Source organism: Pseudomonas rhodesiae, from assembly GCF_007858255.1.
Taxonomy (GTDB): Bacteria; Pseudomonadota; Gammaproteobacteria; order Pseudomonadales; family Pseudomonadaceae; genus Aquipseudomonas; species Aquipseudomonas rhodesiae.
In genome coordinates, this window is the sequence record NZ_VFEU01000033.1 from 38178 (window position 1) to 54631 (window position 16454).

At 60.8% G+C, this 16454-nt stretch carries 12 protein-coding genes; 6 read left to right on the forward strand and 6 right to left on the reverse strand.

The window, feature by feature from the left end:
- Window positions 1-8 precede the first annotated feature (8 nt).
- Entirely contained in the window at window positions 9-1313 is a 1305-nt protein-coding gene (efeB, locus tag FIV35_RS26610; RefSeq protein WP_034138217.1) for an iron uptake transporter deferrochelatase/peroxidase subunit, read from the forward strand.
- 28 nt (window positions 1314-1341) lie between these two features.
- Window positions 1342-2160 carry an iron uptake system protein EfeO gene (efeO, locus tag FIV35_RS26615; RefSeq protein ID WP_034138189.1) on the forward strand — a complete coding sequence of 273 codons (819 nt, stop codon included), beginning with the start codon at window positions 1342-1344 and terminating at the stop codon, window positions 2158-2160.
- Between the two features lie 10 nt (window positions 2161-2170).
- Here the strand turns inward: efeO and FIV35_RS26620 are convergent, their stop codons facing one another.
- Both FIV35_RS26620 and pssA read right to left on the reverse strand, forming a co-directional pair.
- On the reverse strand, window positions 2171-5623 hold the full coding sequence (locus tag FIV35_RS26620) for a hypothetical protein (protein WP_034138190.1): 3453 nt from the start codon (window positions 5621-5623) through the stop codon (window positions 2171-2173).
- Between the two features lie 294 nt (window positions 5624-5917).
- Complete coding sequence (pssA, locus tag FIV35_RS26625; protein WP_034138191.1) at window positions 5918-7261, reverse strand: CDP-diacylglycerol--serine O-phosphatidyltransferase; 1344 nt, start codon at window positions 7259-7261, stop codon at window positions 5918-5920.
- A gap of 124 nt (window positions 7262-7385) precedes the next feature.
- Between pssA and FIV35_RS26630 the strand changes: the two genes are divergently transcribed.
- Together FIV35_RS26630 and FIV35_RS26635 are read left to right on the forward strand one after the other, a co-directional pair.
- Complete coding sequence (locus tag FIV35_RS26630; protein ID WP_034138192.1) at window positions 7386-7949, forward strand: TetR/AcrR family transcriptional regulator; 564 nt, start codon at window positions 7386-7388, stop codon at window positions 7947-7949.
- Between the two features lie 54 nt (window positions 7950-8003).
- Entirely contained in the window at window positions 8004-8483 is a 480-nt protein-coding gene (locus tag FIV35_RS26635; protein ID WP_034113550.1) for a nuclear transport factor 2 family protein, read from the forward strand.
- A gap of 61 nt (window positions 8484-8544) precedes the next feature.
- Here FIV35_RS26635 and FIV35_RS26640 read toward each other — a convergent pair whose 3' ends face one another.
- Together FIV35_RS26640 and FIV35_RS26645 are read right to left on the reverse strand one after the other, a co-directional pair.
- Window positions 8545-9702: a PQQ-dependent sugar dehydrogenase gene (locus tag FIV35_RS26640; protein WP_034138193.1), complete on the reverse strand. Its 1158-nt coding sequence runs from the start codon at window positions 9700-9702 to the stop codon at window positions 8545-8547.
- Between the two features lie 11 nt (window positions 9703-9713).
- Window positions 9714-10028 (reverse strand): hypothetical protein, encoded by a 315-nt coding sequence (locus FIV35_RS26645; protein ID WP_034138194.1) that lies wholly within the window; start codon window positions 10026-10028, stop codon window positions 9714-9716.
- Between the two features lie 184 nt (window positions 10029-10212).
- On the opposite strand from FIV35_RS26645, the gene ku reads away from it, so the two are divergent.
- Both ku and ligD read left to right on the forward strand, forming a co-directional pair.
- Entirely contained in the window at window positions 10213-11052 is an 840-nt protein-coding gene (ku, locus tag FIV35_RS26650; RefSeq protein WP_034138195.1) for a non-homologous end joining protein Ku, read from the forward strand.
- Window positions 11053-11075: 23 nt separating this feature from the next.
- Window positions 11076-13562: a DNA ligase D gene (gene ligD, locus FIV35_RS26655; RefSeq protein WP_034138196.1), complete on the forward strand. Its 2487-nt coding sequence runs from the start codon at window positions 11076-11078 to the stop codon at window positions 13560-13562.
- A gap of 15 nt (window positions 13563-13577) precedes the next feature.
- Here ligD and lpxO read toward each other — a convergent pair whose 3' ends face one another.
- Window positions 13578-14477, reverse strand: a complete 900-nt coding sequence (gene lpxO, locus FIV35_RS26660; RefSeq protein ID WP_034113541.1) for a lipid A hydroxylase LpxO — start codon at window positions 14475-14477, stop codon at window positions 13578-13580.
- Between the two features lie 254 nt (window positions 14478-14731).
- Window positions 14732-16075: a Wzz/FepE/Etk N-terminal domain-containing protein gene (locus FIV35_RS26665; RefSeq protein WP_034138197.1), complete on the reverse strand. Its 1344-nt coding sequence runs from the start codon at window positions 16073-16075 to the stop codon at window positions 14732-14734.
- Window positions 16076-16454 lie beyond the last annotated feature (379 nt).

Below are 16454 nucleotides of genomic sequence, written 5' to 3' on the forward strand. Positions count from 1 at the left end.
ACCGCCCCATGAGTGATTCAGAACAGCTTAACCTTCAGCGTCGCCGTGTCCTGCTGGGCATGGCCGCCACTGGCGCGGCGATTGCCGGCAGCAGCTTGACCTGCCCGGCCATGGCCGCCGCTGCGGAACAAGTCACCACCGCGCCGCGCAGTGACAAGACCCAGGACCATCACGATTTTTACGGCCAGCATCAGACAGGCATCGTCACCCCGCGCCCGGCCTGCGGCATGCTGGTGGCCTTCGATGTATTGGCCAGCGATCGCCAAGACCTGGAACGCCTGTTCCGCACCCTGAACGAGCGTATCCATTTCCTGATGACCGGTGGCCCGGTGGCCCAAGTCGACCCGAAATTGCCACCCACCGATTCCGGGATTCTGGGCCCAGTGGTCACGCCGGATAACCTGACCATCACTGTGTCGGTGGGTGAATCGCTGTTCGACGAACGCTTCGGCCTCGCCGCCGCCAAGCCCAAGCGTCTGATCCGTATGGTGGGGTTTCCCAACGATGCGCTGGAGCCGGCGCAGTGCCATGGCGACCTCAGCCTGCAATTCAGCTCCAACACGCCGGACACCAATATCCACGCCCTGCGCGACATCGTGAAGAACTTGCCGGACTTGCTGCTGGTGCGCTGGAAACAGGAAGGCAGCGTGCCGCCCCAGGCCCCTGCCCGCCCCGGCGAGCCGGCGCAGAGCGCGCGTAACTTCCTGGGTTTCCGGGATGGTTCGGCCAACCCCGACTCCAATAACGACCAAACCATGAACCAGATCGTGTGGGTGCAGCCCGGTAGCGATGAACCGGCCTGGGCCGCCCATGGCAGTTACCAGGCGGTGCGCATCATCCGCAACTTCGTCGAACGCTGGGACCGCACGCCCCTGCAGGAACAAGAAAGCATCATCGGCCGCATCAAAACCACCGGCGCGCCGATGGACGGCCACAAAGAAACCCAGGTGCCCGACTACAGCAAAGACCCGGAAGGCAAGCTGACCAAGCTCGATGCCCATATCCGCCTGGCCAACCCGCGCACCCCGCAGACCCAGGCCAACCTGATCCTGCGCCGGCCCTTCAACTACTCCAACGGCGTCAATAAGAACGGTCAGTTGGACATGGGGCTGCTGTTCATCTGCTACCAGGCCGACCTGGAAAAAGGCTTTATCAGCGTACAGACCCGACTCAACGGCGAACCCCTGGAGGAATACCTCAAGCCGGTCGGCGGCGGGTATTTCTTCACCTTGCCGGGGGTCAGCGGGCCCCAGGATTTCCTCGGCCGCACGCTGCTGGCTGCCACGCACCCACGCACCTCTGCCAATACCTGAAACCCACCCCCACAGCGGAAACTGTCCCATGAAGAAGTCGACTCTCGCGTTGTCGTTGTTGCTGCCCCTCTCGCCCCTGGCCGCCTTCGCCGCCACCGCACCGCTGGACCTGGTCGGGCCGGTGTCGGACTACAAGATTTATGTCACCGAAGAGATCGGTGAACTGGTGACCCAGACCCAGGCCTTTACCGACGCGATCAACAAAGGCGACCTGGCCACCGCCAAGAAGCTCTATGCGCCTACCCGCGTGCACTATGAGTCCATCGAGCCGATTGCCGAGTTGTTCAGCGACCTCGACGCCTCCATCGACTCCCGCGTCGACGACCACGAAAAAGGCGTAACCGCCGAAGACTTCACCGGCTTCCACCGCATCGAGTACGCGCTGTTCTCGCAGAACTCGACTCAGGGCCTGGAGACGCTGACCGCCAAGCTCAACACCGATGTCAATGACCTCAAGACCCGCGTGGACGGCCTGACCTTCCCGCCGGAAAAAGTCGTCGGCGGTGCCGCCGCGCTGTTGGAGGAAGTCGCCGCCACCAAGATCTCCGGCGAAGAAGATCGCTACAGCCACACCGACCTGTATGACTTCCAGGGCAATATCGACGGCGCGAAAAAAATCGTCGACCTGTTCCGCGGCCAGATCGAGAAGCAGGACAAGGCCTTCCTGGCCAAAGTCGATAAAAACTTCGCCACCGTGGACAAGGTGCTGGCCAAGTACAAAACCAAAGACGGCGGCTTCGAGACCTACGACAAGGTCAAGGACAGCGACCGTAAAGCGCTGGTGGGTCCGGTCAACACCCTCGCTGAAGACCTGTCCATGCTGCGCGGCAAGCTGGGCCTGAACTGAGGATCAGCACTCACGGGGTGGCATCGGCGACAAACCCGCTCAGGGGCGTGCCAACCGGCCGCCCATTGAGCGGGTCCAAGGCATACCAGTGACCACCGTAGCGCACGCTTTGAACCTCGGCTCCTCGGTATACGCCTGTGCGGCTCCCCACGGGCGACTGAGCGCCGGGCTCCTGCCGGTCGACCTGCCCGGCCGCGATAATCAAGTAACTGCGCAGTTTTTCTTCGGCCGTGAGCAAGTGCGGAGCGACTTTGCTCGAACTCTTCGCTCCGTGCAGGATCAGCTTGTGCACGTTAAATACGCCTTTGGTCGCCGCCCGGATCATCTGCGGGTAGCCATCCAGCGGATTCAGCGCGGCATTGGCGAACAGCCCCGAATGCTTGAGAAAATCAAATGCGCGATCACTGAAGGTGGCCGCCGGTTTGACCCTGGCTGATGTCGACACCATGGGGCTTACCGCGGCGGTCAAACGCCTGGCAATCCCCTTCAAAGGCTTGAATGCCAGGGCTTTGGCTGAGCGTATCAACCCCCGCGCCGGGCCCGCTGCACCGATGGCCACCCCGACGGTGTCCACCGCCAGGTTGGCCAAGCCGCTGCCGATATTGCCGGCTTTGAATTCCTGATAGGCACCGACAAAGGGCACGAAGCCCAGCAAAAAATTGTGCGCACGGGTGCGTGCTTCGCGACGGCGTTCCAACGGCACTTGTTCGGTCGCCCTTTGCAGCAAGGCGTCTGGAGACTCGTAGAAATTCCCCTGCGCGATCGCCTCCACGATGCGCGCGGTTTTGCGCGAGCCGTAAGTGTTCGGCACATAGTTCTGCAGGGTGTAGCTGGCCGGTAAAGCGCTGGCGGCGAACGGCGTGCCCAGTTGCTCGATGATAATGGCCTCCGAGGCAACGTCCGACCTCGGTGCCGTTCCCAGGGTATAGGCGTCGGCATCGAACGGGACCGGCGTGCCACGGTTGACTGGCAAGTGCACATGACCATGCGGGGTGGGAAAGCGCTCGTGCTTGATCAGCCCCCCCAGTATCAGATCCTGTGGCAAGTCGGTGCGTCGCACGACGTTGCCGTTGGCAAACAGCTCGTAATACGTGACTTGGTTGTTATGCTCCAGGCGCATCACCGTGCCTTGGCGACCGCGCTGTGCCAGCCTGCTGCTCGCCGTTTCGCGGGCCTGGGTGGTGCCGGTTTCCCCGCGTAAGGTGAACAGCTCGACAGTCCCGAGTTCCAGCGCCTGTCGATCCGCCAGCGGCAACTCGGCAAGCATCAGCTTCAAGCGGGTGGCATAGGCGTTCTGCAACGCGTGCCGATGCCGGTCGACCGCGCTCTTGAGCAGCCCATCCAATGCGGGCAAGCGCCGAATACGTTGATCCAACTGAGCGCGTGCCTCAGGGGAAGCCTGCGGGGCCTGGCCCTGCTGATAAGGGGTGCTGCCGCTTCGGTAAGTACCACGTAAATCGCTGCTCAGCGCCCACTTGCCCGGTGTCAGATCGCCGGTCATATACGCCTCAATGATCGGACGTGTCCTGGGTTCGCCCGACGCCATGTTGCGACGCTCCGAAGCCTCGGCGATGTGTACGGTCATGGCCTCCAGACCCGCCGGGGTAGTGTCCGGAAAGACCCGCAGCAGCTCCTTAATGGCCAGCGTCCTGCGGGTAGGCAGCTCGGCGCTCGCGTCGGTGAAGGCAAGGCTGGCCTCTTCGCGCTGTTTGAAGAACGCTTCGGAGGCGATCTGGATATCCGTACGAGAATATTCTCCATCGCTGCGCAAACGGACGACTCCATTGAGCACGCCCCAATCGGCCATGATTTTCAACGCTGACAATTGCATCAACTCGGCCTGGGCATCGCTGGTGGGGCCCAGCGTGGTGAGGTGGGTGACCTGCTCTTCATTCATCGCCCGGGACGTGCCGGGTGCATGTTGATCGGCCATCGCACAGCCCAGACGCAACTCCATCCAGGCCGGCGTACCGATGTGCACCGTGCCCGGCACATCTTTGACCAGAAATTCCGGTGCTGCCTGGGCCAAGCCCAGGTGTGCCGCCAGCACGGCCAACTTGGGGTCGACGCCCTTGTGCGCGATCAGATGCTGTTCGATGTCGCGGCGCACGGCATTGAATGTGCGCCCCATGTTCGCCGGTTGGTACACCGAATACCCGGCCACATGCCCAGGCTTGTCCGTAGCGTCGATACCGGCGTGCAACTTGATCGCCGCCACCACCAACTGTTGGCACACCGTTTTGGGCAATTCATAGCCTGCGCCGCTCGCGCCAAACCAATTCAGCGCTCTGGCCAATTGCTCGCCAAACGCCAATGCCTCGGGGCTTTCAAGCAGCGCGGTCAAATGGGCCTGGGGGTCGGTGTGCAGTGCCTGTGGGGTGCTGTGCACCAGTGCACTGAAACCTCTGGCGCTGCTGCCGCCCAAGCGGGCTTGCGCCAGATCGTTCAGGGCGAGGCGATCTTCGGGCGTCAGGGTGCCGGGGGCCCACTCGCGGCGCATCAGGCCGTTGTAATCGCCGAGTGGCGGTGCCGGCGGCAAGTACGTACGCAACCACTGGATGACATTGCGGGTTTCGCCGGCAGTTGCCATCGAGCCCAGCCCCAGGTATTCGACCAGTTGGCGCACGTCATAGCGGGGAGTGGAATAAACCGCACCGCCCAAGGGTTCGCTGAGCCCGACCAACGCCTGGCGCTCTGCCTCCAGGGCGGGGTGCTGTTCGACATAACGGGTGAGATCGACCCAACCTCCCACTGGGCTCAGACGCTCCAGCCTGCCCTCGGTTATCCGAAACGGCTTGCCGGGCCAGTCAAAGCCTTCACGTTCGAGCAGCGCCGTCATGTCCGGTTGCACCACCAGGCGCTGCAGACGCTCGCGGGCGGCCTGGCTGGCTTCGCCCAAGGTTAACGCCGGGCTCACTTCGCAGGGGTGTTCGGACCATTGCATGGGCGTGGCGTCAGGCCAATCTCCCAGGGCCGCCTCCAGTGTGTCCGCCAAGTAGCGACGCTGCTCGATCTGACCGATCACCCGCCAAGCGCTGTCCACATCGCCGACGTGAAAGCCATGGCGGGTCTTCGCTTGCTCGACCACCGCCAACGGCACCCACCCGTCGTCCTCACCCATAAAGGTCAGGCCTTTATCGCCGGGGTCCAGCAGGTGCAACAGCGGGCGCAGACTGGCCGAGGCCTCTAACCACCCCGACGCGTCGGTGTAGGTAAACCTGACGGCACTGCGCACACCCTCGCGGGTGATGAACCCTTCGATAAAGTCGTGATGCAGGGTCAGCGTGGCGGTTTCCAGCCCCTGGTCGTTGAGCCAGGTTTGCAACGGCGGTTGGTTCAGCAAGTGCCGGTACACCGCCAGCGCAGGGGTCAGCGTGCTGCCCTCAGGCACCTCGACCATGCCGTGGCCGCTTTGCGTGGCTGACGTGAGGCGTTGTTCCAGCAGCGTGTCGGCAGCCGCCACGCCGTTACTGCTGGGGACCGCTTTGCGGGTCCAGGGATAACTGAGTACGGGGCTTGAATCAGCGGTTGAGCGTCGAGCTCGCGACAGCGTGGGCAAAGGCGTTGAAGCGGACGGACGATCCGCCATGGGAACAAAGCTACTGGGCACCTCGTAAAAAGCACCTGACGCGATCTTCGACATATCCACGCTCGCTCTGAAAACAGTGAGCAGCTATGTAAGAACAGCGTCGGCCGCCTGGATGTAAGCCTGATCCGACGACCGCCCGATGGAGCATTGCCGATAGTTTCAGGCGCCTTACAAAATGCGATACAGCAGACGCTCAATCCGCACCCGGCTCACACGGCGCAGGAATTTGCCGACCGCTGCAGGATAATCCGGCAGCGTCTGCAATTGCGTGTAAGCCTCGATCCGCGTGGTGTGCTGAAAGATCTGCTCCAGTTCAGCCTGGCGCGGCGCGAGCCATTGGCCCTGGGGATCGTCGATCAACAGAGCGTTTTCCAAATCGAGCCGGAACGCCCGGGGGTTGAGGTTGTTGCCCGTCAGCAAGGTGTAACGCTCGTCGATCCACATACCTTTGAGGTGGTAGGTGTTGTCACCGTCGCGCCACAGGTGCAGGTTTAACTGGCCGCTGTCGATGTTGCGCTGATGGCGCTTGGCAAAGCGGCGCAGGCTGATTTCATACAGGTATGGCAGCGCTGCGATCACCTTGAATGGCTCGCTGGGCGGAATGTAGAAATCGTTGGCGGTCTTGTCGCCGACAATGATGTCGATCTTCACCCCACGGGCCAGGGCACGGTTGATTTCCCGAGTGACGGGCAGTGGCAGGTTGAAGTACGGCGTGCAGATAGTCAGTTGCTGCTGGGCGCTGGCGATCAGTTCCAGGATCACCCGGCTCAAGGGGTTGTTCTTGCCGACGCCCAGCAACGGGCTGACCGACAACTGGCCATTGGGCAACTGCCCCGCCGTGGTGTCGTAGGTGGCGTGCTTGAGGCGGCTGCGCAGGTCGCCGATGTCGTTGCGCAGGCTGCGGGTAGTCGGCGGGTTCGGCAGGTCCAGGCGATGCACGGCCTTGGACGCCACCAGCCCATGTTCCACCAGATGCTGCATGGAGTCGGCGAGCGCCGGGCTGTGGATCAGGTGGTAGCGGTCGAAGCGGTACTTGTCGAATTTGTGCAGGTACACATTGTTCAGGCTGGCACCGCTGTAGAGCACCGTGTCATCGATCACGAAGCCCTTGAGGTGCAGCACACCGAACAGCTCGCGGGTCTGCACTGGCACACCGTATACCGGCACCTCAGTGCTGTGACGCTGAGTCATTTCCTGGTACCAGGCGCTGTTGCCCGGCTGCTTGCCGGCGCCGATCAGCCCGCGCTGGGCACGCAGCCAGTCGACCACCACCACGATCTCGAGCTCCGGCCGTGCGGCCTTGGCGGCGTGCAAGGCGTCGTAGATCTCCTGCCCTGCTTCGTCCTGCTGCAAGTACAGCGCAACGATGTAGATACGCCGCGTGGCCTGGGGGATTTTCTCCAGCAGGCAACGGCGAAACGCCGCAGCGCCGGACAGCACCTCAATCGCCTCGGGAGTAAGTGGAAAACCGCGCAGTTTGGGCAACAGGGAACGTTTGAAGAACGACGGCATAAGGCTCGCAAAGGGTCGAATCCGAAGAGGTCCCGAGCTTACACCATGAAGATGCTCAGGTCTCGCAGTGACAGATGGAAAAAATTAATTGACCAAGGAGAATGATCGTTCTACTGTTCGCTCCATGAACGAAATCATCAGTAACGAAACCCGCGACATTATCCTAGACGTCACCGAGAAGTTGATCTATCGCCATGGCATTGCCGCCACCGGTATGGACTTTCTGGTAAAAACCGCCGGCGTCTCGAGAAAAAGTATTTATCGCTACTTCGCTAATAAAGACGAATTGGTGATCGCCGCGCTACAACGCCGCGATGCGCGCTGGCTCCAATGGCTGCGCAGCGAAGTGGAGCGCCAGGCCGACAGCGGCGAGCGCCTGCTGGCGCTGTTCAGCGCGCTCAAGGCCTGGTTTGGCTCAGAGGACTTCCGCGGCTGCGCCTTTATCAACACCAGCGGCGAGACTGGCGACCCGCACAACCCAGTCCGCCTGCTGGCCAAAGCTCATAAACAGAAACTGTTCGATTACGTACTCGAACTGTGTCAAGCACATGGCACCCCCGAACCCCAGCGGCAGGCCGCGCACCTGCTGATCTTGATCGATGGCGCCATTACCGTTGCCCTGGTAATGGGCGATTCAACGGCTGCCGATAATGCGCAATGCATGGCGCGAACGTTATTGGGACTGTGAACGCACAGGCTGAGCAACTTTCAATAAACCTTAATGAGTTAAAGGAGTCGCAGCATGTCATCTACAGAACAACCGCGCCCGCCCCTGCCGCCGTTTACCCGCGAGTCGGCGATCGAGAAAGTACGCCTGGCCGAAGACGGCTGGAACTCCCGGGACGCAGAACGCGTTTCCCTGGCCTACACCCTGGACACCCAATGGCGCAACCGCGCCGAGTTCGCTCACAACCGCGAAGAAGCCAAAGGTTTTCTGACACGCAAATGGGCCAAGGAACTGGACTATCGACTGATCAAGGAATTATGGGCGTTTACCGATAACCGCATCGCCGTGCGTTACGCCTATGAGTGGCACGACGATTCCGGTAACTGGTTCCGCTCTTACGGCAACGAGAACTGGGAGTTCGACGAGAATGGCTTGATGGCCCATCGGTTTGCCTGCATCAACGACATGCCGATCAAGGAAAGCGAGCGCAAGTTCCACTGGCCGCTGGGTCGCCGGCCGGATGAACATCCCGGCTTGTCGGCGCTGGGCCTGTAAACCTCACCCGCGTAAAGAGGTGGGAGTGGGCTACCCCGCTCCCACCGACGGCTCAACCTTGTCAATCCGGATTCAGCCCCACCCGGTACAACACGCCCTCTTCCTCATCCGTCAGCACGTACAGATAGCCATCCGGTCCTTGCCGCACATCGCGAATTCGCGCTTTCAAGCCACCGAGCAAGCGCTCCTCATGCACCACCTTATCGCCCTCGAACTGCAGGCGTATCAGTTCCTGACTGGCCAGCGCACCAATAAATACGTTGTGCTGCCACGGCTTGAAGCGATCGGCGTCGTAGAACGCCATGCCGCTGATACCCGGTGATTTTTCCCACACATGGCGCGGCGCGACGGTGCCTTCGACAGTCTTGCCTTTGGCTTCGGGAATCGGCGTCAGCGAATAGTTGATGCCATGGGTTGCCAGTGGCCAACCGTAGTTCTTGCCGCGTTCGATGACATTGATCTCATCGCCGCCACGGGGGCCGTGCTCGTTTTCCCACAGCGTGCCGCTCCACGGATTCAGCGCCAGGCCTTGAGGGTTGCGCTGGCCGTAGGACCAGATCTCCGGCCGTACACCTTCCTGACCGACGAACGGGTTGTCGTCCGGCACGCGGCCATCCGGATAGATGCGCACGACCTTGCCTTGCAATTTGTCCAGATCCTGGGCGGTGGGTCGGTCGTTGTTTTCGCCGAGGGTCACGAACAGGTAGCCGTCACGGTCAAACGCCAGGCGCGAACCGAAGTGGTTACCGGTGGAGAGCTTGGGTTCCTGGCGCAGGATCACCTGAAAGTCGGTCAGGCCACTCAGGTCGGCGGCCAAACGTCCGCGCCCGACCGCCGTGCCGGCTGTCCCGCCCTTGCCGCCGCCTTCGGCGTAAGATAAATACACCATGCGGTCTTGCTTGAAGTCCGGGGACAGCACCACATCCAGCAGACCGCCCTGCCCCTTGGCCCACACCTGCGGCACACCGCTTAACGGCGCTGACAGCTTGCCGTCTGTACTGACGACCCTCAGGTGCCCCGGCCGCTCGGTTACCAGAAAGCCTTGCCGGTCCGGCAGGAATGCCACCGCCCATGGGTGATCCAGCCCTTGGGCTATCGGCGTGGCCGTGATACTGCCTTGTTCACTGGGGAACTGTTGAGCCCCGGCGGCATGCGCCGCAATCGAAGGCAACAGGGTCGATGCGCACAGCGCAGCCAGCAGGGTTTTGCGTATCAACATAAGACAGGTCCTTACCGGCGATTGCCGTTGGCATCATACGTGGGGGCTTTGGTTTCAGTGGCCGGGCGGCTGGGGGCGGCCTGGCGCTGCGGATAACGGTTGCCGATGCCGCCGTTTTCCAGCGTCGGCGTACGCGGAGTCGGCACAGTCTGAATACCGCGCGGCGCCGGGGCATTGGACTGGGTGCCTTGCATGCTGTTGGGGTTGGCGCGGTGAATCGGGCTGTTGTTGCTATTGCTACGCCCGGGCAGGTCTTGCGCCTGGGCCAGGGGTATCAGGGCCAGGCCCAACACCAGCAATGCGAGATAACGCCTGCAACTGATCATAAGCAAACCTCTCTGAAACGAGCTGTACGTGCTTTCGATGGCACCCTACGCCCTGGGTTCGCCTTTGGTAACTAAATTGTTTCTGATCAGGTGTAACACGATCTGTCCACGTATCCGCCCGGGGAAACTTTTCGCGCCGCCGCCGAGTCACCAGAACACTGCTTCTTCTCAAGGAATCGCACTTATGCCACGGGCAATCTGGAAAGGCGCAATCAGTTTCGGCTTGGTTCATATCCCGGTGTCGCTGGTCTCGGCCACGTCCCATCAGGGCGTGGATTTCGACTGGCTGGACAAGCGCAGCATGGACCCGGTGGGCTACAAGCGCATCAACAAAACCACGGGCAAGGAAGTCACCAAAGAGAACATCGTCAAGGGAGTGGCCTATGAGAAAGGCCGCTATGTGGTGCTCAGCGAAGACGAGATCCGCTCGGCCCACCCCAAGTCGACCCAGACCATCGAGATCATCGCCTTCGTCGCAAGCGAGCAGATCCCCCTGCAAAATATCGACACGCCGTACTTTCTGGCGCCGGACAAACGCGGCGGCAAGGTCTATGCCCTGCTGCGCGAAACCCTGAAAAAAACCGGCAAGGTGGCCCTGGCCAATGTAGTGCTGCACACCAAACAACACCTGGCAGCATTGATGCCCCTGGAATCGGCGCTGGTGCTGGTGATGCTGCGATGGCCCGCCGAGGTGCGCGGCCTGGATGAGCTGGAGCTGGGCAGCGAGGTGACCAAACCCAGCCTGGCCAAGGGCGAGCTGGACATGGCCAAACGCCTGGTGGAAGACATGAGCGCTGACTGGCAGCCCGAGGAATACCGCGACAGCTTTCAGGAAAAGATCATGGCTCTGGTGGAGAAAAAAGCCAAAGCCGGCAAGATCGAGGACGTGGAATCCCAGGAAGGCGAGGACGAGCGTAAGTCTGCAGACGTGATCGACCTGACCGAACTGCTCAAACGCAGCCTGGCCGGTAAGCCTGCGGCGAAAAAACCGGCGGCGAAAAAGTCTTCGAAAAAAGCCTCTTGAACCTGCCATAGGATGGAGCCCCCATGGCCAAACCGTTGAGTGAATACAACCGCAAACGTGACTTCCAGATCACCGCCGAACCGTCGGGCAGTGCGCCGGCCGGAAAAAAAGCCAAGGCATCGGCGCTGTCGTTTGTGATCCAGAAGCACGACGCACGCCACCTTCACTATGATTTCCGCTTGGAGCTGGACGGCGTCCTCAAGAGCTGGGCGGTGCCTAAAGGCCCGAGCCTGGACCCGAGCCAGAAGCGCCTCGCGGTGCACGTTGAAGACCACCCGCTGAGCTATGGCAGCTTCGAAGGCAGCATCCCGGCAGGCCAGTACGGCGCCGGGGACGTGATCGTGTGGGACCGCGGCGTCTGGCAACCTCACGATGACCCGCATCAGGCGTATGCCGCCGGCAAACTCAAGTTCACCCTGGTCGGCGAAAAACTCAGCGGCGATTGGACGCTGGTGCGTACTCGCCTCAAGGGCAGCGGCGACAAGCAACAATGGCTGCTGATCAAGGAGAAAGACGCCCAGGCCCGCCCCGCCACGGAGTTCGACATCGTGCAGGCCCAGCCCGACAGCGTGCTCAGCGACGCCTCAGTGGGCCAACCGCCGCCAGAGAAACCCAAAGCCAAAGCTCGTAGCAGAAAAGCGGCCTCCGCCAGCGCCCTTCCCGAGCAGTTCACCCCGCAATTGGCCACGCTGGTGGAGCGCGCGCCCGAAGGCGATTGGCAGTATGAAATCAAGTTCGATGGCTACCGCATTCTGGCGCGTATCCGCGACGGCGAGGTGCGCCTGTTTACCCGCAACGGCCATGACTGGACCGAGCGTCTGCCGCGTCAAGCCAAGGCGCTGCAAGCTCTTAAGCTCAAGGACAGCTGGTTAGATGGCGAGGTCGTCAGCCTCAATAGTGACGGGCTCCCGGATTTCCAGGCTTTGCAGAATGCTTTCGATATCGGCCGCAGCCTCGATATCGTCTATTACCTGTTCGACGCGCCCTTCCTCAATGGCCAGGATCAGCGAGAAGCTCCAGTGGAACAGCGTCGCGCAGCCCTCAAGGCCGCGCTGCGCGGTAGCCGAAGCAAGCTGCTGCGCTTCTCCGAGGCCTTCGCTGCCAACCACAGGGATATCTTCGAAAGTGCTTGCGACTTGGCCTTGGAAGGCGTGATTGGCAAACGCGTGGGCAGCCCCTATGTATCGCGGCGCAGCAACGATTGGGTCAAACTCAAATGCCGCTTGCGCCAGGAATTCGTGATTGTTGGCTACACCCGCCCTCAAGGCTCGCGCAGCGGGTTCGGCGCGTTGCTGCTGGCGGTCAACGAGGATAGCGGATTGGTGTATGCCGGCCGCGTGGGCACCGGGTTCGATCAGGCCGCGTTGAAGACCATCTACGGGCAGTTGAAACCCCTGGAGCGCAACACATCGCCGCTGCAAAAGCCGTTGACCAGCGCCCAGGCGCGCGGCGTTCATTGGGTGGAACCGACACTGGTCGGTGAAGTGCAGTTTGCAGAATGGACCCGCGAAGGCGTGGTGCGCCAGGCCGCTTTTGTGGGGATGCGCACCGATAAGCCAGCCGAGCAGATCGTGCATGAGGTGCCACGCAAAGCCCAATTCGCAACACCCGCGAAGAACCCAGTCGGGGTCAAAATCAGCCACCCCGACCGCGTCATCGACCCCCAGAGCGGCACGCAGAAACAACAACTGGCGCAGTTCTACGAGAGCATCAGCCCGTGGATTCTGCCCTTTCTGCAGCGACGCCCGGTATCACTGCTCAGGGCACCTGAGGGCGTCGACGGCGAACAGTTTTTCCAGAAACACGCTGAGCACCTGGCTATCCGCCACATTACGCAGCTGGACCCGGCGCTGGACCCAGGTCACGCGCGGCTGATGGAAATCGACAGCGTGCAGGCGCTGGTAGGCGCCGTGCAAATGGGCACCATCGAGTTGCATACCTGGGGCTCCACCTCGGACAAAATCGAAACCCCGGACTTGTTTGTGCTCGACCTCGACCCGGACCCTGCATTGCCGTGGAAAACCATGGTGGAAGCGGCTCAACTGACGTTGTCCGTATTGGATGAGCTGGGACTGGATGCCTTCGTTAAAACCAGCGGTGGCAAAGGGCTGCACCTGGTGGTGCCGTTGGCGCGACGCGACGGGTGGGACACGGTCAAGGCATTTGCCAAGGCCCTGGCGCAGTTCATGACTCAGCAACTGCCCGAACGCTTTACCGCCACCTCCGGGCCGAAAAACCGGGTAGGCAAGATCTTTATCGATTACCTGCGCAACGCCCGAGGCGCAAGCACCGTGGCGGCCTACTCCGTGCGGGCACGACCAGGGCTGCCGGTGTCGGTACCGATCAGTCGCGAGGAATTGAAAGGCTTGCGCGGCGCGCAACAGTGGACAGTCGCCAATCTGTTGCAACGGGTGCAGGGGTTGAAGGCTGATCCCTGGGCGGGCTATGCCAACCGGCAGAAAATCACCCGCAAGATGTGGGACAAGTTGGGCGCCCGCCCACCGCAGTGAGGGGCGCCTGGCGGGTCAGATCAGGATGAAGATCAGCGCCAGCACCGCGAAAATCGCCCACTTTTCCAGGTAGTAACGCGTACGGTTGCGCTTTTTCAGTTCTTTGCCGCGCAGGCGGATCTTGTACAACCGCGTGAAAGCGCGGTTCAAGCCCCCGGTCTTGTCACCCGCGTCGTTGGGCGAGCCCGCCGCCGCCATCACATTACGGCTGAACCAACGGTTGAAAGCCGCCGCCCAGCGATATTTCATCGGCCTTTCAATGTCGCAGAACAAGATGATGCGGTTGTGCTGCGTGGTGTTCTCGGCGTAATGGATATAGGTCTCATCGAACATCACCGGCTCACCGTCGCGCCAATAATAGGCCTCGCCATCCACATTGATGTAGCAGCCCGGATCGTTCGGCGTGTCCAGCCCCAAGTGATAGCGGTAAGAACCGGCATATGGATCACGGTGGCGCACGAGCTTGGAGCCTGGGGGCAGCTCGGCGAACATCGCTGCTTTGATCGAACCGATGCTTTGTACCAATTGAGTGGTGCGCGGGCACAGTTTCATCGCCGAAGGGTGACTGTCGCCGTACCACTTCAGGTAGAAGCGCTTCCAGCCCGACTTGAAGAAGGAGTTGAAACCAACGTCGTTGTATTGGTCCGAGCGCTTGATTTCCCCGGCTTGCAGCAGGTTCTGGGCCTCCTCACGGATTTCCTGCCAATGTTCCTGCAAGGGGCTCAGGTCGGGAAAGTCACTGGTCGCCAGGTAAGGCCGGCCGGGCAATTTGGAGAACAGATACAGAAAGCAGTTGATCGGCGCCAGAAAGGTCGAATGATCGCTGAGCTGGCGGCTCAGCTTGTGTCGCACCCGGCCACGCAGGTGTACATACGCGATGGAGGCAACGTAAAGAACAACAATGATGAGTTTCAAGGGATTTCGTCACACGTCAGAAGAGAACAGGCTGCTCCTGCGGGCCCACGACGGCCGAGGATGATAAGCAGCACCTGAAATCACAATTCACATAGTCGGCACGGCCGGCTGGAACTTCCGCCGATTCATGCCCATCGGCCGTTATTTAGCCACAATATGTAACCAAAGGTTAACTAAGAATTGTGAAAAGCTGTCGAGTGACGGGTTTTGAGGGGGGCGGGCTTGCCGTAGGACAAGCCCTTGCGGGGTGGGCGTTACAACGGCAGTTCGTCGTCCTTGCGCTCACGGCGGGCGAAGCGGCCATCGTCCAACGCCGAGTACGCCACCGCCGGGCGCGGCGTCAACATAAAGTGCCGGAACAGCGCAATCAGCAAGCCCAGTACCAGGCCGCCCACTAGGCTCAAGGCAATCACCAGGGCTTTTTTCGGCTTGATCGGCGCCAGCGGTTCCTGGGCGCGACGGTCGATGGTAACCAGTTTGAGATTGCTCATATCGATATTCAGCCCGCGCAACCGCGCGACTTCCGCACGCAGCGGCTCTACATCCTGCAGGAAGATATCCTCGTTGCCACGCTTGCGCAGCACTTCGACTTCACGGTTCGCTTCCAGCATTTGCAGCTCTTTACCGATCTCGGCCACCCGTGGGTTGGTGAAGTCGTCACTGGTGCGTTGCTGCAAGGCCACGCGTTCGGCCTCGAGGGCTTCGGTGCCGAGGAAATACAGCGGAATTTTCTGGTTGTTGACTTCGGTGCGCATCACCTGGCCTGAGCCACTTCGACCGGCATCGGCCATGGAGGAAGGCGTGGTCGGGGTACGAATCCCCATCGATTTAGCGATGGCAATCGCCTCGGCCAGTTCGGCCAGGCGGTTGGTGCGCTCCATTTTCATCTGCAGGCGTAAAGCACTGAGCTCATCCTGCAATTGCGCGCGCTTGAGGCGGTCGGCTTCCAGCAGCTTGGCAATCTTGGACTCTTTATCGGTTTCGTAATTGGCGCGCGCTGCGTCAATCTTGCCCTTGAGTTCGTTGAGGCGGTTATTGACGATCACTTTGAGGTCAGCGCCCACCTGATCACGCTCAGCGGCGATGGCGTAGTCCACAAACCCGTTAAGAATCGCTACGCCGTCGATGTCGGCCGGGTATTGGAGTTCCAGGCGGATGTAACTGCTTAACGAGTCAGATTTTTTCGGGTCCGGCAGAATCAGGTTGACCGAGTTGCGGTTGAAGTCTTCAAAACTCTGCTCAAGACTTTGCCCCGGCTTTTGGAACGCCGCGAACAGTTGTTCATGGGATTTGAAGAACCCCAGCCGCGCCTCGTAAGAGTCCAGTTGAGCCCCCACCTTGGACAACGCATCGGCCGGTGGCAGCTTATAGACTTCGGAGCGGTTGAGTGCATCCAGCTCGTTGATGGCCGCCGGGCGCAGCACGCTGCTCACTTCATAGGTCTTGGGCGCCAGAAATGCATACCCTGCTCCCAATACACCCGCCAGAATCGTGCAACCCACTACCAGCTTTTTTTGCCGCCAAATCGAGTGAAACAGTTCAAACAGGTCAATTTCGTCAGAAGAGGAAGACGCGTTAAGCGGGGAAGTTCGATTCAAAATGCAAGCCACCTTAAAATTGACACTAAAAAGCCATCACCGAAGTTCCGGATAACCCGGCAGCGCATCAGGGACAACGCCCTGAAACCTGGAGAACAGGCCCACCAATGGCGATCTGACCACTCAGTTTGTGGAAAAATCCCGCGCTATATAATTTCATTTCCGTTTCAACTAAATGAACACTCGCTCAACCGATACAGCCAACTGCCACATTGTTGTCACAAGAGTAGTCAAAAGAACGTTAAATAGCTGCTAGGGAAACTCTGAAAAAGACTTTCTGATTTGGCAAAATACCGCGACCCCACCCACCGAGTTTCCCGATGAAGCAGATGACCTTCGCCGACGCCGAGTACGCTGGCAAGCGCAAGCAAACCCGCAA